Here is a 20264-nt window from a genome sequence, read left to right on the forward strand (position 1 = left end):
TGTCGCCTTATCCACATTTGTAACTAAATCATTAGGATTTGATTTAGTCTTAATGTCTAATTCTTCTTGCATCATCAATCTTACCTTATTTCCTGCTTCTAGTATCAATCCTTTTGCAAAATCATATAAAGCCATCGTATCATCTCCTATTACTACATATTATACATGAATAACTATGTAAATTTATATGAATACACACTATTTTACCTTTAAAAAGACTTCGTAAATCAAGAGAATGACCATCCTTATTTTAGATAAACTTTAAAAGTTTATGCTACAATATTCCTAATCATATTAAAAGGAGGCATATGATGACTCAATATACTTTTTCACCTAAAGATTTTAAAGCTTTTGAAGTCGAAGGATTAGATCAAAGAATGGAAGCACTTAATGACTATGTCAGACCTCAACTTCATCAATTAGGATCTTATTTTGAAGAATATTTTACTACACAAACAGGTGAAACATTTTATGCTCACGTAGCTAAACACGCACGTAGAAGTGTCAATCCACCTATCGATACATGGGTAGCTTTTGCTCCTAATAAACGTGGTTATAAAATGTTACCACACTTTCAAATCGGATTGTTTAGAAATCAGCTTTTCATTATGTTCGGTATCATGCACGAAGGTAGAAATAAAGAAGAAAAAGTGAAAATATTTGATAAACATTTTGATAAACTGACATCATTACCTAGTGATTATAGTGTTTCTCTAGATCATATGAAATCTGAAAAGCACTATATCAACGATATGAGTAATGAAGAGTTGCATGCTGCTATCGATAGAGTCAAAAATGTTAAAAAAGGTGAATTTTTTGTTGCCAGAACATTATCACCTACCGATAAAAGATTACAATCTGATAAGTCTTTCCTAAAATTTGTTGAGGAAACTTTTGATGAATTTTTAAAATTTTATCAATAAATTTAAAATGCTTGAGTGATTTAAATTATGAAAAGTCATTCAAGCATTTTTATTGCCCCAATATTTTTAGGTTGACCTAATATTTTCTTTAGGTTAATATATTCTCATATATTAATAGGGGTGATTTTATTGAATATCAATAGTAACAATCAGGAACAACAACGAAGTTTAGATGAAATCAATAACACCATCAACTTCAATCATAATGATAGTGCAAGTCAAAAATTTCTGGCTTTTTTAGGACCAGGATTGCTTGTCGCTGTTGGTTACATGGATCCCGGAAATTGGATTACATCCATGCAAGGAGGAGCACAATATGGCTATACCTTGTTATTCGTAATCTTAATCTCTAGCTTGTCTGCTATGTTGTTACAAAGTATGACTGTGAGATTAGGAATAGCAACTGGTATGGATTTAGCACAAATGACACGTCATTTTTTAAATAAGCCTGTAGCAATTATGTTCTGGATTATTGCAGAATTAGCAATTATCGCTACTGATATTGCAGAAGTTATAGGAAGTGCTATCGCATTAGATTTAATCTTTGGTATACCATTAATTGTAGGTGCATTAATCACTGTATTTGATGTATTCTTATTATTATTCATCATGAAATTTGGCTTCAGAAAGATTGAAGCTATCGTGGGAACGTTAATCTTTACCGTATTGGCTATTTTTGTATTTGAAGTTTATATTTCTTCTCCACAAGTAATGGATATGCTTAATGGTTTTGTGCCCCATAAAGAAATTGTTACAAACCAAGGGATACTTTATATTGCACTAGGTATCATAGGTGCTACTATTATGCCACATAACTTATATTTACATTCTTCTATTGTACAATCGCGAAAATATGATAGACACAGTATTCATGAAAAAGCACAAGCGATTAAGTATGCTACCATCGACTCTAATATACAGCTATCCATCGCTTTTGTAGTCAATTGCTTATTACTTACACTTGGCGCTGCGCTATTCTTTGGAACAAAAACTGAAGATTTGGGTGGTTTTTATGATCTTTATTCGGCTCTAAAAACAGAACCTGCTTTAGGTGCATCGCTTGGCGGTATTATGAGTACTTTATTTGCTGTTGCCCTTTTAGCTTCTGGTCAAAATTCAACTATAACGGGAACGTTAGCAGGCCAAATTGTGATGGAAGGATTTCTTAAATTATCCATTCCAAACTGGTTACGTCGTCTTATCACTCGGTCTTTAGCAGTGATACCTGTTATCATTTGTCTTATAGTATTTAAAGGAAATACTGAAAAAATTGAACAATTACTTGTCTTTTCTCAAGTGTTTTTGAGTATTGCTTTGCCATTTTCGTTAATACCGCTTCAATTAGCTACAAGTAATCAAAATCTTATGGGAACTTTTAAGAATAAAACATGGATTAACATCATTTCCTGGTTACTCATAATTATCTTAAGTGGACTTAACGTATATCTTATCATTCAAACATTTCAAGAATTATGATTAAATGAATAACAAAGAATAAGTATCCTCTATTTTGAAATGATGAATTAGAAATATAGCTACTGTTGAAAAAGTACATAATAAAATTCAATTTAGATAGTGACGTTATATTTTATTAAAAAAGTCATTATTTTTCGCCATTTATGCACATACTTAACTTCAAGTTGTATAGTCCCTTTCTTACTTTATTAAAAAATACGCCCTATCAATTATTTTTACTGATAGGGCGTATTTTTATGGACTGTATTCAACATTTATTAGTCAAATATCAATTCTAAACCTATTAATATATATATGGATCGTCCTTTTTTTGTTTGTTGATTTCTTGTTCAGGATCCCAAACATCTTTCTGTTGTTGATTTTGTTGATGATTCAGATCACTTTGGTCCTTTGAATGGTTTTGACGAAGTTGATCTGTATCATTTTCATTTACATATGTTTTATCTTTTTTTGCAAAAAGTCTAATCGCAGCAATCATCCATAAAACCATCGCGATTAAATTAGTTGTAAATAAACCTACGATAGCCGCTGCTATGAGTAAACTAGCAGCAAGGTTTTTTCTTCCTTCAATTACCATTGCACCAACAAAACCTAATAGCGTTGAAAAACCTAAAATGACTAATGATGCAATAAGAGAAACTAAAAACATTTCAGATGACATATCTTGATTATTACCTGAAAACTGCTTCATTAATTCATTATATTGTTGTTGATTTGATGCATTATTAATAACAAATATCGATAGAATACCAAAAATTAAAAATAATAGGCTTAAGATATTAGCAATCCACGCTAATCTTTTTTCTACTTTTCTATTCAATTAATATGTGCCTCCTAACTCTTAAAACTATGGTTAATTTAATCATACTAAAAATTTATCTTTATCGCGAATAAGTTCATTTCCCATATTGATTAAGAAGTAAATAAGTTGCTAAGGTGTCAAGTTGATTTATCCAGAGTCCAACTCACTTTCTTTGAAATAGCGATATAGGTATCCCCACTTTTATTAAGTAATACGGTTAATCTAAAATTAAAAATATTGAATTCATCCTATATAAAATCTAGTTACAGAGGATGAATTTTTTTAAAATGCCTAGGACAGCAATAAATGTCCTAGGCATAAATATTAATTTTCTTTTTTTGAATCTTCCTCTTGGTTTAAGTTATTATCTGCATCTTCATGTTCATTATTAATCATTTGTCGACGTTCTTCATAATTCATACGTCGTTGGTTAACAGCACTTGGCTGGTTTTTTCTTCGTTCTTTCATACGTTTATTATATGCTTTTCTCTTTTCTTTTTTCTTAGCACGTATTTCTGCTTTTTCTCTTTTTCTTTGCGCTTTTAGTTCTTTAGGATCAATTTGTGGTTCAACAACTCCTACGTCATCGAGTTGATTACCTTCCATATGTTCCTGTTGTACATCTTCAAAATCCGTATTTTTAGATTTTTTATTGTACTTAGCTTGTCTTGACATGACTGTTGGTTCATCTTCAGTTTGTTGAGACGCATATTCACTTTCAACTGCTCTTTTTGGAAATTGAGAATATTTATCTTCATTGTCTACATATTCGTCTGAATAAAGTTGATTGGAAGATATATCTTCATCAGGTTGATTATCAGTTATACCATTATAGGAATCTTGTTGCTGAGCATTTCTATTGAATTGACGTCTTGTATTTCTATCTTCCTTTTTAGTGTGCATAGGTTCATACACATCATCATTATATCCATGTTCATTTCTTGACTCTGGTTCATAAAAACCTCTCTCATCATAGTATGTTTGATCATAATCATTATAATAAGATGGCACTGTTTCTATTCTATCTCTTCTTGCAAACATCATCATTGCAATGATAAAGAATAGGATAGGAATGATTAGAGTTACAATCAACAATACAAGTGGAATTGTGACTATAGCAGCTATTAAAAAAAGAAAACCAGACAAAATTCTTATATTCATAGAAATTAACGCTAAAAACGAGATGAGCAAACAAACAATAAAATAAACAATAATTGCCCAAACTCCATTTTGTAACCAAATCACAAATTGAGTTGTACTTAAATCATTATTGGCTAAAATTTGTTGTACGAGTTCATTATTATTAAGTGTGTTTTCTAAATTGGCAATTGACGTATCATTACTAAAAGATACGAGCGCAATAAACATTGAAACAATAGTTAATATGAGTAAGAATACCCAACTAAACCAACCTAATATTTTTTCAGTTAGCCGATTTGCTGGACGCTTAATTTGTGTATATTGCTCTCCTAACATTCGTTACAACTCCTTAACTTACTTATCACATTATTATATTAAAAAATTCTAAAAATAACTACCATTTGCTATTTTAAAGACATTTTAAAATTTAAAAAGCTTTCATTATAATCACTGAGAGACGATTGACCTAAATCTTTATAGACTTCTAACCGTTGCTGTTCTTGCTTTGATGGGTAGAATCTATGATCGTTTCTTACCTCTTTAGGCAACTTACTTCGAGCTGCTTTATTAGGTGTTGCATATCCTACCCATTCTGTATTCTGGGCACTATTTTGCGCGTCTAGTAAGAAATTCATAAACTTATACGCACCTTCTTTATTTTGTGCAGTTTTAGGTATCACCATATTATCAAACCAAAGATTGGAGCCTTCTTTAGGTATCACGTAATTATAACGAGTATTTTCCTGTACAAGTGGTGCAGCAACGCCACTCCAAACTACTGCAACATGTCCTTCGTTTTGTTGAAGCATCATGGTAATTTCGTCGCCTACTATACCTCTAACTTGTGGTGCTAAATTATGCAAATCTTTTTCTGCCTGATGAATATGGGTCGGATTTTTGTCATTAAGGCTATACCCTAATTTATTTAATCCCATTCCAATTATTTCACGTGCACCGTCTACTAATAAAATATCATTTTTGAGTTGAGAATGATACAAATCGCCCCAACTATCAAACGTTTCATTAGGATATTTCTCTTTATCATATAAAATGCCTACGGTTCCAAAGAAATATGGAATTGAATATCGATTGTTTGGGTCATATGACAAGTTCATATAATCATTGTCTAAATTTCTGATATTTGGAATTTTGTCATGATTTAAAGTCTCAAGCAATTTAGCTTTTTTTAGTTTTTGAACAGTATATTCACTTGGAAAAGCTACATCATAGTGTGTGCCTCCATTTCGAATTTTCGCTTCCATTGCTTCATTTGAATCAAAGGTTTCATATACGACTTGTATACCTGTTTCTTTTTCAAACTTCTTAATTAAGCTAGGATCAATATATTCTCCCCAATTGTAAACATATAACTTCTCATTTGCGTGGGTATTATCTTTTGATTTAAACCAATGACTAATCATTAAACATAAAATACCAATAACCATAGCAGAAATGATAAGTTGAAAAAATCGCTTCATTCATTGACACCTCGTTTCATCTTTTTCTGACGATTAACGATATGTTGAATAAAGTAATATCCAAATACTCCAAACATAATAGCAATAAATATTATTGTAGAAATGGCATTAATCTCCATACTTATACCTTTGCGAGCCATAGCATAAACTTCTACAGACAATACACTAAATCCGTTTCCGGTAACAAAGAAGCTTACTGTAAAATCATCTAAAGAATATGTTAATGCCATAAAGAATCCTCCTATAATCGAGGGCATAATATTAGGTATAATAATGCTACTTAATAATTGTGATTCATTAGCACCTAAATCTCTTGCTGCATTTAACATGTTATCATTCATTTCATATAATTGGGGTAAGACGATGATAACAACAATTGGAATACAGAACGCTATATGAGATGCTAGCACTGTTGAAAACCCTAAACCTAAACCTGTGAAATGTCCTATTGCAGTGAACATAATTAAAAAAGAAGCACCAATGACTACGTCTGAAGATACCATTAATACATTATTCATCGTTAATAGCGTAATCTTAAACCGTTTGTTGCGTAAATAATATAAAGCGATTGCACCAAATGTACCTATAACTGTAGCAATCGATGCAGATAAAAGTGCCACTGCAACAGTATTAAAAATCACCGACATCAACCGATCATTATGAAAAAGGGAGTGGTAATGTTCTAAAGTAAAATGTTCGAAGTGACTCATATTCCCCGCAGAATTAAAAGAATAAATCATTAAAAAGAAAATAGGAATATAAAGCACACTTATTAATAGAGCTATATATAATTTTCCATACCATTTCACACTAATCACCCCTTCCCATTAGATGATTTTGATTTTGTAATAATGAGTAAAAAGGCCATAAAAATAATAAGAAAAAGTGCTATAGTGGAACCTAATCCATAATTTTGTATAGTTAAGAACTGTTCTTCAATTGCTGTACCTACATTGATTACTTTGTTCCCAGCAATCAACCTGGTAATCATAAACAGTGAAAGAGCTGGTATAAATGTTACTTGCACACCAGTTTTAATACCTTCTCTTGTTAACGGAACGATGACTTTACGAAACGTAGTAAATGTACTAGCACCTAAATCATTAGAGGCTTGCAAAATATTGTTAGGAATTGCTTTCATGCTGTTAAATATAGGCAAAATCATAAATGGGATATATATATAACTCGCCACCAATAAAAATGCACCACTTGTAAACAACAAGTTTAATTTAGGTATTTGAAATACATGTAGAGCTTGGTTAATAAATCCATCATGCCCTAACAAACCAATAAATGCATAGGTCTTGAGAAGTAAGTTAATCCAAGTAGGGATAATTAACAACATGAGCAGTATATTTTGAAATCTTGAATAAGAAATAAAGTACGCAGCTGGGTAACTTATTACTAAGGTAATCATTGTAATTAAAGCGGCATACCAAATTGAATCAATAAACATTTTTAAATATCTAGTTGAAAATACCTGCTCATAATTTGTAAAACTAAAGTGACCATGAATATCTATAAAAGAAAAGTAAACAAGTAAAATGACTGGAATGATAATAAATATAACCATCCATAATAAGTAAGGAACCAGTAACCATTTATTGACATTACGCATGATGATAGTCCTCATAACTTTCAATTCGCTTATCAAATTCTTCTTCTGTTTCACCTGGTACCATGATGTGTATTGCTTCTGGTTCAAAATACAGCCCTACTTCACTACCTACATTAGCTTTTTTTGTTGATTGTATTACCCATTCATACCCTTTTCTGTCTTTGCAACAAATTTCATAATGTACACCTCTAAATAGCATAGAATCAACTTTGGCTTTAAATAGCCCATCATTTTTTGAAACAAGTGAAATGTCTTCGGGTCTAATTACAACTTCAACTTTTTTATTTTCTGTTATTCCCATATCTACACAATCAAAATTTTGACCATAAATATTGACGACAAAATCTTCAACCATTGTACCTTCAACTATATTGGACTCTCCTATAAAATCAGCAACAAATCGGTTAACTGGTTCATCGTATATATCTATTGGTGTCCCGAATTGTTGAATTTTGCCATCTTTCATAACAAAAATATAATCACTTAATGCTAAGGCCTCTTCTTGATCATGAGTTACAAATATAAAGGTTATACCTAAACGGGATTGAAGTTCTCTCAATAAATATTGCATTTCTGTTCGTAATTTTAAATCTAAGGCGGATAAAGACTCATCTAATAATAATATTTCAGGCTCATTAACAATTGCTCGTGCTATGGCTACACGTTGTTTTTGTCCACCACTCATACCTTGTATTTGCCTATGTTCATACCCACTTAATTTCACCAACTGAAGTGCCTCAGTAACTTTACGCTTAATTTCTGACTTACTTAATTTTTTTAATTTTAAACCATATGCTATATTGTCGAATACATTTAAATGTGGAAATAATGCATAATCTTGGAATACAGTATTTACCTTACGCTTATTCGGCGGCATTTTACCAATAGGTTTATCTTTATATATAATATCTCCACTATCGGGATATTCAAATCCTGCTATGAGTTTTAAAATTGTTGTTTTTCCACAACCCGAAGGACCTAAAAGTGTATAAAAATAGCCTGGTTCAATATCAATATTAATTTCGTTTAGTATTTGTACATCTTCAAAGCCCTTACTGACATCTTTAAAAGAAAGCAATGGATTCATAAAGTTTCCTCCTATAAATATGAAGCTGTGGCAACGATTAAAACCTTAACTTCTTTATTTGTTTCGTTATATAAGCGATGTTTATCTTTCGCTTTAAAATAAAGTACATCTTCTTTACAAGCTTTATATACTTGATTTCCTAGTTGAAGTGATACTTCACCATTTAAACAATAGATAAAAGTATCTGATTCAGATGGTTTAAAGTTTTTATATGAGGCATTTGGTCGTAAAGTTAGAATCAATGGTTCCATGTCAAACTCATTAGAATTCGTTACAAGCCAGTTCAAGATATAACCTTTATCATACTCATCATAAATAGTCTGTTCGTTCTTCTTATAAAGTACCTTCTCATCTGACGATTCTTTAAAAAAGTCGCTTGCAGAAGTACCAAGTACTTCTATTAAATTTAAAAATGTTTCCATACTAGGTGAAGCATGATTACTTTCAATTTGCGATATATATCCTTTTGATAGATCAGTTCGCTCTGCTAATTCCTCTTGTGTCAAATTTTTTATTCTTCTTAAATTACGTAATTTATATCCAATATCCATCTTTCTGACCACCTAAAAAAGCTATATCATGTTTACTTATATCAAACATTTTGTTTAATGCTTAATAAAAATAACAAAATATAGCTACGTAATCAATAGTTTTATATTAACTTATTATTGCGGATTTAATAGAAAAAGTTAGTCGATATCTTTATTAAAAATAGTTTGATTTGGATTTTTTTTAATTTCTTGAATTACTTTGTAACTATTATAACCACTTTTATTTTCAAATTCTTTAAAAATCTGTTTTTCATCAGCTTTTCCGGGCACAATATGTTTAAAATTTTTATAAGCATTTAAAACTTCGTCACCCTTTACAGATGACTCATAATAATTTTCGATTTTATTAAAGAAATGAATCACTTTCATCATTTCATCATTAGTCCAATCTAAATCTAATGGATATTGATATTCCATAGTATCCTCTCCTTTATATACTTTATACTTTTATTTTTCAAATTTAGATATATTAAAAATAACACAGTATACCTTTATTGGCATAAAAAGATGGGATAAAATCCATTTTTGAATTCTATCCCACCATGAATAAATACCCCCAACAGATCGCTATGATTTAGAATAGCTAAATGCTGAGGGTAATATTTTGAAATGATTTATGATACGTATGACTATGCCAGTCTGTGACTATACATACGAAAAAGTAATATACGTACAAATCATAAATAAATCATATTAATTTGAATACATTTATCATTCTTAACTTGTAATTACATAGTATGAATTGGATAACCAATTGCTTTTTCAGCAGCTTCCATTGTCATTTCACCTAAAGTTGGGTGTGCATGTACAGTTAATGCGATATCTTCAGCATTCATACCTGACTCGATAGCTAAACCTAATTCAGAGATAATATCAGATGCACCAGTACCTACAACTTGTGCTCCAATAAGCGTATCATCTTCTTTAAGCGTGATTAACTTAACAAAACCATTTGTATCATCTAAAGATAAAGCTCGTCCATTAGCTGCATAAGGGAATTTAGAAGCTTTAATTGATAAACCTTCTTCTTTTGCTTGAGCTTCAGTATAACCAACTTGTGCTAATTCTGGTTCTGTAAAGCAAACTGCTGGCATACCAATATAATCTACCTCTGCGGCTTGACCATCTATCGCTTCAGCAGCAACTTTACCTTCGTAACTAGCTTTGTGAGCTAATGGTAATCCAGGTACAATATCTCCAATCGCAAAGATATTTTCAATAGAAGTACGACTTTGTTTGTCCACTTCTAGTAATCCACGATCAGCAAATTTTAGACCAAGTTCTTCTAATCCTAATTCATCAGTATTAGGGCGACGGCCAACTGTAACTAAAACATAATCAGCTTCGATAGTTTGTTCCTCACCTTTTGCCTCATAAGTTACTTTGACACCATTTTCAGTTTCTTCAGCAGATTTTGCCATTGCTTCAGTAACGATTTCGATACCTTTTTCCTTCATACCTTTTTTAACAGGTTGCGTCATTTGCTTTTCAAATCCGCCTAGAATATCTTTTGCACCTTCAAGGATTGTAACTTCAGAGCCAAAGTTTGCAAAAGCAGTACCTAATTCAGAACCGATATATCCGCCACCAACTACAACTAGTTTGTTAGGTACTTCTTGTAGATTTAAAGCTCCTGTTGAATCGATAACACGTTTACCGAATTCAAAATTTGGAATTTCAATCGGTCTTGAACCTGTAGCTATAATCGCATGTTTGAAATTGTAAGTTTGAGCACTCTTTTCGTCCATGACACGTAAACTATTGTTATCAACGAAATAAGCTTCACCTCTAACAATCTCTACTTTGTTACCTTTTAAAAGTCCTTCAACACCGCCAGTTAATTTATTAACTACAGAAGTCTTGAATTCTTGAACTTTTTGATAGTTTAAAGAAACGCTTTCAGCAATTACCCCTAAGTTTTCTGAATTTTGCGCTTCAACAAAGCGATGAGAAGCATGAAGTAATGCTTTTGAAGGTATACAACCTACGTTTAAGCACACACCACCTAAATTACCTTTCTCAACGATTGTTACCTTTTGTCCTAATTGAGCCGCACGAATGGCTGCGACATATCCACCTGGACCTGCTCCTATTACAATAGTATCTGTTTCAATTGGGAAATCTCCAACTACCATGTTTTTACCCCTCCATTAATAATAATTCTGGATTATTTAATAAGCGTTTAATGTGATTCATAGCATTTTGTCCAGTAGCACCATCGATTTGTCTATGGTCAAAGCTTAATGATAAAGCTAATACTGGTGCAGCTACAATTTCTCCATCTTTAACGATAGGTTTTTGAGCGATACGGCCAATTCCTAAGATAGCTACTTCTGGGTGATTGATAACTGGTGTGAACCATTGACCACCAGCGGAACCGATATTACTAATTGTGCATGTTGCACCTTTCATTTCTTCTGAAGTTAATTTACCATCACGTGCTTTTACAGCTAGTTCATTAATTTCATCAGAAATTTCGAATATTGATTTACGATCAGCATGTTTAACTACTGGTACTAATAATCCTTTATCCGTATCTGCAGCAATACCAATATTCCAGTAATGTTTGTGCACAACCTCTCCAGCTTCTTCATTGAAAGAAGTATTAAGTGCTGGATATTTTTTAAGTGCAGAAACTAGTGCTTTAACAACATATGGTAAGAAAGTAAGTTTTGTACCTTGTTCAGCAGCAATTTCTTTAAATTTCTTACGGTGATCCCATAGTTCTTGCACATCAATTTCATCCATTAATGTAACATGAGGTGCAGTGTGTTTAGAATTAACCATTGCTTTAGCAATTGCTTTGCGCATTGCAGGTATTTTTTCTGTAGTTTCAGGGAAGTCACCTTCTGGTAAAGCTTGTGTTGCTGAAGCATTATCGACATCACTAGAAGTTGATTCAGATGCTGCGCTAGTGTTTGAACCTTCTTCGGAACTACCACCATTTAAGTATGCATCAATGTCTTCTTTTGTAATTCGTCCATTTTTACCAGAACCATTTACAGCTTTAATATTGACACCATTCTCACGTGCATACTTACGCACTGACGGCATCGCTTTAACAGTTTTATTTTCATCTACTTCTGTCTTTTCTTGTGATTGAGTTGATGAAGCTTCTTCTTGCACAGTTGATTCTTGTTCTTTTTCTTCTTTCTTAGAATCCTCATCATCGCCATGACCTTTAAATTGCATTTCTTCTGCATCAGGTGCATCAATTTTAACGATGACATCTCCTACAACTGCCACTGTTCCTTCATCTACTAACACTTCTTCAACAGTACCACTTACTGGAGAAGGAATTTCTACTACAGACTTATCATTTTGAACTTCTGCTAATACATCATCTTCTTCAATTGTGTCGCCGGCTTTAATAAACCATTTAACAATTTCACCTTCGTGGATACCTTCCCCGATATCGGGTAATCTAAATTCAAATGCCACGTTCTTGTCCTCCTAAGATTTACGTATTTAAATTATTGAAAATTTATACAAAAGTTGTAAGGTAAGGAAGACCTTACAACTAAATGTAAACTTTATTTGATTGATATTTTTACGTTTGCTTTTTTAATAATTAGAATTCTAAAGTTGCCTTAGCCTGCTCTATAATATCTTTTTTATTTGGTAACCAAACGTTTTCAGCTTGAGTAAATGGATAAATAGTATCTGATGCGGCTACTCGAGCTATTGGAGCTTCTAATGAAAGAATTGCTCGCTCTGCTAATTCTGCTGCCACTTGTGCACCTACACCAGCTTGGCGTTGAGCTTCTTGTACAACTACAGCACGACCAGTTTTCTCAACAGACGCTACTAGAGTATCGATATCAATTGGTTGTACAGTACGTAAGTCAATAACTTCAACTGAATAACCATCTTTTTCTAACTCTTCAGCAGCTTTTAGTGATTCTTGTACCATTGCCCCGTAAGATATTAAAGTAATATCATTACCTTCTTTTTTAACATTGGCTTTTCCGATGTCAATTGTGTATTCTTCTTCAGGAACCTCTTCACGGAAAGAACGATATAATTTCATATGTTCTAGATACACAACTGGATCATTACTTTGAATAGAAGAAATTAATAATCCTTTAGCATCATATGGTCCTGATGGAATAACTACTTTCAAACCAGGTGATTGAGCTAAGATACCTTCTAAATTATCAGCATGCAACTCTGGAGTGTGAACGCCACCACCAAAAGGTGCACGAATTGTAACTGGCGCTGGTTTAGTTCCACCTGAACGGAAACGAGTACGAGCAATTTGACCAGCTACTTCGTCAAACACCTCATAAACGAATCCTAAGAATTGAATTTCCATAACTGGACGGAAGCCAGTCACTGCTAAGCCTAGTGCAAGCCCACCAATTCCAGACTCTGCTAATGGTGTATCAAACACTCGATCTTCGCCAAATTCTTTTTGTAAACCTTCAGTAACACGGAATACACCACCGTTAACACCAACGTCTTCACCGAAAACTAAAACGTCTTCGTCTCTTTTGAGTTCACTTTTAAGCGCATCGTTAATCGCTTGAACCATTGTCATTTGTGCCATGGCTTACTTCGACTCCTTCTCTTTGTAAATTTCATATTGTTCTGCTAAATTTTGAGGCATTTCTTCATACATGATATCCATTAGAGAAGTAACAGTTTGTTTTTCTGTATTGTCAGCCTCTTTAATAGCTGCTTTTATTTCAGATTTTGCACGTTCAACCACTTCATTCTCTTTGTCTTCATTCCAAAGACCTTTAGCTTCTAAATATTTTCTGAAACGTACTAATGGGTCTTTTTTCTCCCATTCGGCATCTTCATCTGAAGTTCTATAACGAGTAGGATCATCACCAGCCATAGTATGTGGTCCATAACGATAAGTTAAAGTTTCGATAACAGTTGGACCTTCTCCTGCTACTGCACGTTCACGTGCTTCTAATGTTGCTTGATAAACAGCTAAAGCATCCATTCCATCAACTTGAATTCCAGGGATACCAACTGAAATAGCCTTTTGTGCTAATGTTTCTGCAGCTGTTTGTTTACTACGTGGTGTAGAGATGGCATAGTTATTGTTTTGAATTACAAAAATTGCAGGTGCTTTATATGCAGATGCAAAGTTAATTCCTTCATAGAAGTCACCTTGTGATGAACCACCATCACCAGTATAAGTAATTGCCACTGCATTTTTGCCACGTTTTTTAAGTCCAAATGCTACACCGGCAGTTTGAATATATTGTGCTCCGATAATGATTTGTGGGCTAAGTGCATTAACTCCCTCAGGGAATTGGTTACCTTTGAAGTGCCCTCTTGAGAATAAGAACGCGTCTGTAAGAGGTAAGCCATGCCAAATAATCTGAGGCACATCACGATAACCAGGTAAAATGAAGTCTTCACTTTCTAAAGCATACTGAGATGCTAATTGTGAAGCTTCTTGACCTGCTGTTGGTGCATAGAAACCTAAACGTCCTTGTCTATTTAATGAAATAGAACGTTGATCAAGAATTCTAGTCCATACCATTCTTTCCATTAATTCCACTAATTGTTCGTCTGTTAAATCAGGTACTAAGTCTTCATTAACGACATTTCCGTCTTCATCCAAAATTTGAACCATTTCAAATTTCGATTGAGTCTCATTTAAAACTTTAACTGCATCGAATTGGGCTTGTAACTTAGGAGCCATTCAATTCACCATACCTTTCCCATGTAAATAGAAATTCATTTTATCCTCCTTAATTGTATCACAAATAAAAATCTCTGTTAAACGATTTCATAAAGTTCTGTTCCACATAAAAATAATACAGTTACATGACCTGTTATATTAAAAATCACGCAACTGTATTAACTCATTATTTATTTTAATTGGTCTACATCCTGTTTTTCTCTTTTTACTTTCTCAATGGCTTTTGAGTATGCATTAAACTTATTATTCATTTCTTTATATGCTTTAGAAAGATCTTTAGATTTTTCGTCTACTTCTGATTGTGTTGCATTATCTTCATTCAAATAAGAAAACAGTTGTTTTTCCTTGTTAAGTGCTTTTTTGTAAGCCTTTGCATAAGCATCGTGTGATTTATATTTTTCTTTAATAGCACTATCAAGTTGTTCAACTTCTTTTTTCTTTGCTTTGTTTTCTACATGTTCAAGATATTGCTTGGCTTGTTTAAATTCTTTTTCAGAATTATCTATAGCCTTCTCTTCTTTTTCAAATTCTTTTTGTCTTTGCTTTACATTTTCAACGATATCTTCAGCTGCTTTTTTACGTGTGCTTTGATCTTTATCATTTACCTTTTTAAATAATTTTTGCTTTTTCTCTTCTAATTCGTTTATTTTTTTACTTACTTGATTAACGGGTTTCTCTTGGTCCATAGCTTTTTGTACTTGATCATCATATTTTTTAATTTCTTTTTTATCTACAGTACATCCAGCTAATAACACTGATGACGTTAGGACAATTGCTACAGTCTTTTTAAAATTCATGAACTGTTACCTCCTCAAAGTTGTTCGCTTGTAATATTAAATAATAAATAATAATAAATCAATATAAAGCTATTATTCTATATTCTAATGCAAACATTTAAAGCTATAAAATCTTTGAGTATCTATTAATGTACTTGTATCTATCATATCTGATATATTATTTAATAAGGAAGGTGTATGACATGATAACAATGAAAGATATTATAAGAGATGGTCATCCAACACTTCGTGAAAAAGCGAAAGAATTAAGCTTCCCACTTTCTAACAATGATAAAGAAACGTTGCGCGCAATGCGTGAATTTCTAATCAATAGTCAGGATGAAGAAACGGCAAAACGTTATGGTCTACGTTCTGGTGTAGGTTTAGCTGCTCCACAAATTAATGAACCAAAGCGTATGATTGCTGTCTACTTACCTGATGATGGAAACGGTAAATCGTATGATTATATGCTCGTAAATCCTAAAATAGTAAGTTACAGTGTACAAGAAGCTTATTTACCAACTGGCGAAGGTTGCCTTAGTGTTGATGAAAACATCCCAGGTTTAGTGCATCGTCATCATAGAGTCACTATTAAAGCTCAAGATATTGATGGAAATGATGTTAAATTACGTCTCAAAGGCTATCCTGCAATTGTATTTCAACACGAAATTGATCATCTAAATGGCATTATGTTTTATGATTATATTGATGCCAATGAACCTCTAAAACCACATGAAGAGGCCGTAGAAGTCTAAATCATGAACTATATTAAAACACTTCATTAAGTTGTATTTTATACTTACTTAATGAAGTGTTTTTTTTAAAGTAATTCAAATGTTATTAAGATTAATTTAAAAACAAGAAAGTACATAGCGAAATAAAACTGCTTTATTTATTCAAAAACATCATGTAAAATATTACTTAACTGAAATCTTAGTAAATTGATACTAATTTCAAATTTTGAACGACATTATTACCCTAGAGAACATATTGGGCAGTGAGATTAAACAAGTATAAAAATTACGTTTAGATTGAGCTGGTATGTTTCTAACAAATTAAATTTAGAACACAAAAATTATTGAAGAATAATACTCTAATGGATATGTAAAAAATCTTTAATAACCCGAGTATACACAACTAGGGTCGTAAAATATAACAATTATAATTTATAGGAGGACAATACAATAATGGCAGTATTTAAAGTATTTTATCAACATAATAAAGATGAAGTCATCGTTCGTGAAAATACTCAAACAATTTATGTTGAGGGACAAACTGAGGAACAAGTAAGACGTTATTTGAAAGATCGAAATTTTAATATTGAATTTATTACTAAATTAGAGGGCGCACACTTAGAATATGAAAAAGAACATTCAACACACTTTAATGTGGAGAACGCCGAATAATGAAACAACTACATTCAAATGAAGTAGGTGTATATGCACTTGGTGGTTTAGGTGAAGTTGGAAAAAATACCTATGCTGTTGAGTACAAAGATGAAATTGTAATCATTGATGCTGGAATCAAATTCCCTGACGATAATCTTTTAGGAATTGATTATGTAATTCCTGATTACACTTACTTAGAACAGAACCAAGATAAGATTGTCGGTCTGTTTATTACTCATGGACACGAAGACCATATAGGTGGTGTGCCCTTCCTATTAAAACAAATTAATGTACCTATTTACGGTGGTCCATTAGCGTTAGGTCTCATTCGCAATAAACTAGAAGAACATCATTTGCTTAGAACGACTGAATTACATGAAATAGATGAAAGTAGCGTAATTAAGTCTAAGCATTTTGAAATTTCTTTCTATCTAACCACACATAGTATTCCAGAAGCATATGGCGTTATAGTCGATACACCTGAAGGTAAAATTGTTCATACGGGAGACTTCAAATTTGACTTTACTCCTGTAGGTGAGCCTGCTAATATAGCTAAAATGGCCCAATTAGGTCATGAAGGTGTGTTGTGCTTACTATCAGACTCAACAAATGCACTAGTTCCAGATTTCACTTTAAGTGAACGTGAAGTTGGACAAAATGTCGATAAAATTTTCAGAAATTGTAAGGGTCGTATTATCTTTGCAACTTTTGCTTCTAATATTTATCGTGTTCAACAAGCCGTTGAAGCAGCAATTAAATATAATCGTAAAATCGTTACATTTGGACGTTCAATGGAAAACAATATCAAAATTGGTATGGAACTAGGATATATCAAAGCGCCACCAGAAACGTTTATAGAGCCTAATAAAATAAATAGTGTACCTAAACACGAGTTACTCATTCTTTGTACTGGTTCTCAAGGTGAACCTATGGCTGCATTATCAAGAATTGCAAATGGTACACATAAGCAAATAAAAATTATACCGGAAGACACTGTAGTATTTAGTTCTTCACCTATTCCAGGTAACACTAAGAGTATTAATCGTACAATTAATGCGTTGTACAAAGCTGGTGCAGATGTGATTCATAGTAAAATATCAAACATTCACACTTCTGGACACGGTTCTCAAGGTGATCAACAATTAATGTTACGTCTGATTCAACCTAAATACTTCCTGCCAATTCACGGTGAATATCGTATGCTTAAAGCTCATGGCGAGACTGGTGTTCAATGCGGTGTTGATGAAGATAATGTATTTATTTTCGATATCGGTGATGTACTTGCCTTAACTCATAATTCTGCACGAAAAGCAGGAAGAATTCCTTCCGGCAATGTACTCGTTGATGGCAGTGGTATAGGTGATATTGGCAATGTTGTCATCAGAGATCGTAAATTACTTTCAGAAGAAGGGTTAGTTATTGTTGTTGTGAGCATTGACTTTAATACTAACAAATTACTATCTGGCCCTGATATTATTTCACGTGGTTTTGTTTATATGCGTGAATCTGGTCAATTAATTTATGATGCTCAACGTAAAATTAAAGGCGATGTCATTTCTAAACTTAACAGCAATAAAGATATTCAATGGCATCAAATTAAATCTTCAATTATCGAAACATTACATCCTTATCTTTATGAAAAAACAGCTCGAAAACCTATGATTTTACCTGTGATAATGAAAGTAAATGAAGATAAATAAACACTTAAATATATTTAGTCAAGTTACAATGAATTTATACTACTTTAAATGTTTCCATCACTCTAATAATATTAGATATTTTTAGTAGTAATTAATTATTTTGAGTTATTCATTTAATACGATTTGAGATTATATCTTCTATCTTTGAATTTCTTATAAAAAAAGAAGTATAGAACTTAAAGTTCTTAAACTAGTAAAAAGAGACAATTGCTATATTATTTCATATAGCAATTGTCTCTTTTATAATTTTCAAACTATAATAAGCTTGTTGAGATACTATCTTACTTATATAAGTTCCTTTAATACAAATCCTATTCCTTCTTTGACTAGCTAATTGTTTTATGGTTTAGGTTCAGAAAATTTCTTAAAGTAATGTCTCTATATTCCAATCAGAAAATACTGATTATGTATAGAACATATAAAACTACTTTTAACAACATTTTACGATGATATAATGGATTGTATCACAATGGTGTTCAATTTCATTTAACTCGGGATCTATAATTGTTTCAATAATATCATTCACATGCTAAACATATCATTTATGGAGATGAGTACTGAAGTTTCTATTAGTATGGTAAATTGAGTCATGTTATAACCTTTATTCACAAAGTATGTCATACAATACTTAGTATTGTATAAATAGAGAAAAGCAGTAAGGTAATTTTCAATCAGAAAATATCTTACTGCTTTTTTGGGATTAATGTCCCAGTTTACTTTTTATAATTTTGAAATATTTATTTACAGGAATAACATTTAATAGAAGTACAAATAATTAAGTGTACTTTATTATGTTTAAGCCTAAAATAATACAATTTTATTAATCTATTTAAATACTTAAAAAGATTCAACATTATAAACTAGATTTTCATTTACGATATTCTAAAAACAAAAAGAAACAAATTTCACTTTTCAACAATTCACTTATGCTGTACAGATACATCAATTTAAAATTGGATTATGCAAACATTTACTTACTTATATTTTTTTCAAAGCGACCTAAGTCATTATCATGACCAATCATAATTAAAATGTCCCCTATTTCAATATTGATGTTAGGATCCGGAGAAACTATAAATTCTTTAGCTCTTTTAATTGCTATAATGTTAATACCATATTGCGCTCGAATATCTAATTCAATAATTGTTTGACCTGCCATTTTTTCTGTAGATTTTAATTCAACGATTGAATGCTCATCAGCAAGTTCTAAGTAATCAAGTACACTAGCACTAGCAACGTTATGAGCAATACGTCTTCCCATATCTCTTTCAGGGTGCACAACAGTGTCAGCACCTATTTTATTTAAAATCTTAGCATGATAATCATTTTGAGCTTTAGCAGTAACCTTTTTGACACCTAATTCTTTAAGAATTAACGTCGTTAGTGTACTAGATTGTATATTCTCACCAATAGCGACAATAACATGATCGAAATTACGTATTCCTAAACTCTTCATTACTGCCTCATCAGTTGTATCAGCAACAACAGCATGTGTTGCTATATCGCTATATTCGTTAACACGATTTTCGTCTCTATCAATAGCCATAACATCCATGTCTAATGCGTTAAGTTCTCTAACAATACTACCGCCAAAACGCCCTAGTCCAATTACGACATACTCTTTATCCATATTCGTCCTCCACTATATAAAAGAGGAATG

The 20264-nt window shown here is 32.1% G+C and carries 19 protein-coding genes and 1 pseudogene; 5 read left to right on the forward strand and 15 right to left on the reverse strand.

Annotation, left to right across the window (positions count from 1 at the left end; translation table 11 throughout):
* A pseudogene (locus HMPREF2663_RS12745) lies at positions 1–135 on the reverse strand (inositol monophosphatase); the annotation flags it as partial.
* A 176-nt stretch (positions 136–311) separates the two neighbouring features.
* Here HMPREF2663_RS12745 and HMPREF2663_RS07885 point away from each other — a divergent pair.
* Together HMPREF2663_RS07885 and HMPREF2663_RS07890 are read left to right on the forward strand one after the other, a co-directional pair.
* Positions 312–923 (forward strand): YktB family protein, encoded by a 612-nt coding sequence (locus HMPREF2663_RS07885; RefSeq protein ID WP_002457440.1) that lies wholly within the window; start codon positions 312–314, stop codon positions 921–923.
* A gap of 129 nt (positions 924–1052) precedes the next feature.
* Positions 1053–2399, forward strand: a complete 1347-nt coding sequence (locus HMPREF2663_RS07890; protein ID WP_002457441.1) for an Nramp family divalent metal transporter — start codon at positions 1053–1055, stop codon at positions 2397–2399.
* A gap of 283 nt (positions 2400–2682) precedes the next feature.
* Here the strand turns inward: HMPREF2663_RS07890 and HMPREF2663_RS07895 are convergent, their stop codons facing one another.
* The 13 genes from HMPREF2663_RS07895 to HMPREF2663_RS07955 all read right to left on the reverse strand — a co-directional run bounded on the left by HMPREF2663_RS07895 (position 2683) and on the right by HMPREF2663_RS07955 (position 15537).
* Complete coding sequence (locus HMPREF2663_RS07895) at positions 2683–3219, reverse strand: DUF4064 domain-containing protein (RefSeq protein ID WP_002446180.1); 537 nt, start codon at positions 3217–3219, stop codon at positions 2683–2685.
* 306 nt (positions 3220–3525) lie between these two features.
* The gene (gene auxB, locus HMPREF2663_RS07900) at positions 3526–4677 is read right to left on the reverse strand and encodes a lipoteichoic acid stability factor AuxB (protein ID WP_002446179.1); all 1152 of its coding nucleotides are present in this window, start codon (positions 4675–4677) and stop codon (positions 3526–3528) included.
* Between the two features lie 68 nt (positions 4678–4745).
* Complete coding sequence (locus tag HMPREF2663_RS07905; protein WP_002457442.1) at positions 4746–5819, reverse strand: ABC transporter substrate-binding protein; 1074 nt, start codon at positions 5817–5819, stop codon at positions 4746–4748.
* A complete protein-coding gene (locus HMPREF2663_RS07910; RefSeq protein WP_002457443.1) occupies positions 5816–6628 on the reverse strand; it encodes an ABC transporter permease in 813 nt (270 codons plus the stop codon). The genes HMPREF2663_RS07905 and HMPREF2663_RS07910 overlap by 4 nt, the downstream gene beginning before the upstream one ends.
* Before the next feature lie 5 nt (positions 6629–6633).
* Positions 6634–7437: an ABC transporter permease gene (locus tag HMPREF2663_RS07915; protein WP_002446176.1), complete on the reverse strand. Its 804-nt coding sequence runs from the start codon at positions 7435–7437 to the stop codon at positions 6634–6636.
* Positions 7430–8524, reverse strand: coding sequence for an ABC transporter ATP-binding protein (locus HMPREF2663_RS07920; RefSeq protein WP_002446175.1), 1095 nt, complete (start codon positions 8522–8524; stop codon positions 7430–7432). The genes HMPREF2663_RS07915 and HMPREF2663_RS07920 overlap by 8 nt, the downstream gene beginning before the upstream one ends.
* 11 nt (positions 8525–8535) lie before the next feature.
* Complete coding sequence (locus HMPREF2663_RS07925; RefSeq protein ID WP_002446174.1) at positions 8536–9075, reverse strand: helix-turn-helix domain-containing protein; 540 nt, start codon at positions 9073–9075, stop codon at positions 8536–8538.
* A 138-nt stretch (positions 9076–9213) separates the two neighbouring features.
* Positions 9214–9492, reverse strand: coding sequence for a UPF0223 family protein (locus HMPREF2663_RS07930; protein ID WP_002475680.1), 279 nt, complete (start codon positions 9490–9492; stop codon positions 9214–9216).
* A 311-nt stretch (positions 9493–9803) separates the two neighbouring features.
* Positions 9804–11210 (reverse strand): dihydrolipoyl dehydrogenase, encoded by a 1407-nt coding sequence (gene lpdA, locus HMPREF2663_RS07935; protein WP_001831650.1) that lies wholly within the window; start codon positions 11208–11210, stop codon positions 9804–9806.
* Positions 11211–11214: 4 nt separating this feature from the next.
* Positions 11215–12516 carry a dihydrolipoamide acetyltransferase family protein gene (locus tag HMPREF2663_RS07940; RefSeq protein ID WP_002446172.1) on the reverse strand — a complete coding sequence of 434 codons (1302 nt, stop codon included), beginning with the start codon at positions 12514–12516 and terminating at the stop codon, positions 11215–11217.
* A gap of 130 nt (positions 12517–12646) precedes the next feature.
* Positions 12647–13624, reverse strand: coding sequence for an alpha-ketoacid dehydrogenase subunit beta (locus HMPREF2663_RS07945; RefSeq protein WP_002446171.1), 978 nt, complete (start codon positions 13622–13624; stop codon positions 12647–12649).
* Between the two features lie 3 nt (positions 13625–13627).
* Positions 13628–14740, reverse strand: coding sequence for a pyruvate dehydrogenase (acetyl-transferring) E1 component subunit alpha (pdhA, locus tag HMPREF2663_RS07950; protein ID WP_001831653.1), 1113 nt, complete (start codon positions 14738–14740; stop codon positions 13628–13630).
* Positions 14741–14910: 170 nt separating this feature from the next.
* Positions 14911–15537 carry a YkyA family protein gene (locus HMPREF2663_RS07955; protein ID WP_002446170.1) on the reverse strand — a complete coding sequence of 209 codons (627 nt, stop codon included), beginning with the start codon at positions 15535–15537 and terminating at the stop codon, positions 14911–14913.
* Between the two features lie 182 nt (positions 15538–15719).
* Here HMPREF2663_RS07955 and def point away from each other — a divergent pair, with 182 nt between their 5' ends.
* The 3 genes from def (at position 15720) to rnjA (ending at position 18604) form a co-directional block, all read left to right on the forward strand.
* Positions 15720–16271, forward strand: a complete 552-nt coding sequence (def, locus tag HMPREF2663_RS07960; RefSeq protein ID WP_002457448.1) for a peptide deformylase — start codon at positions 15720–15722, stop codon at positions 16269–16271.
* Positions 16272–16703: 432 nt separating this feature from the next.
* Entirely contained in the window at positions 16704–16922 is a 219-nt protein-coding gene (locus tag HMPREF2663_RS07965) for a DNA-dependent RNA polymerase subunit epsilon (protein ID WP_001831646.1), read from the forward strand.
* The gene (gene rnjA / locus HMPREF2663_RS07970; RefSeq protein ID WP_070846155.1) at positions 16922–18604 is read left to right on the forward strand and encodes a ribonuclease J1; all 1683 of its coding nucleotides are present in this window, start codon (positions 16922–16924) and stop codon (positions 18602–18604) included. The genes HMPREF2663_RS07965 and rnjA overlap by 1 nt, the downstream gene beginning before the upstream one ends.
* Before the next feature lie 970 nt (positions 18605–19574).
* Here the strand turns inward: rnjA and HMPREF2663_RS07975 are convergent.
* Entirely contained in the window at positions 19575–20234 is a 660-nt protein-coding gene (locus HMPREF2663_RS07975; RefSeq protein ID WP_001831652.1) for a potassium channel family protein, read from the reverse strand.
* Between the last annotated feature and the right edge of the window lie 30 nt (positions 20235–20264).

Origin of the sequence: Staphylococcus sp. HMSC077D08 (genome assembly GCF_001837945.1) — a bacterium.
In the GTDB taxonomy this organism is placed as follows: Bacteria; Bacillota; Bacilli; order Staphylococcales; family Staphylococcaceae; genus Staphylococcus; species Staphylococcus epidermidis.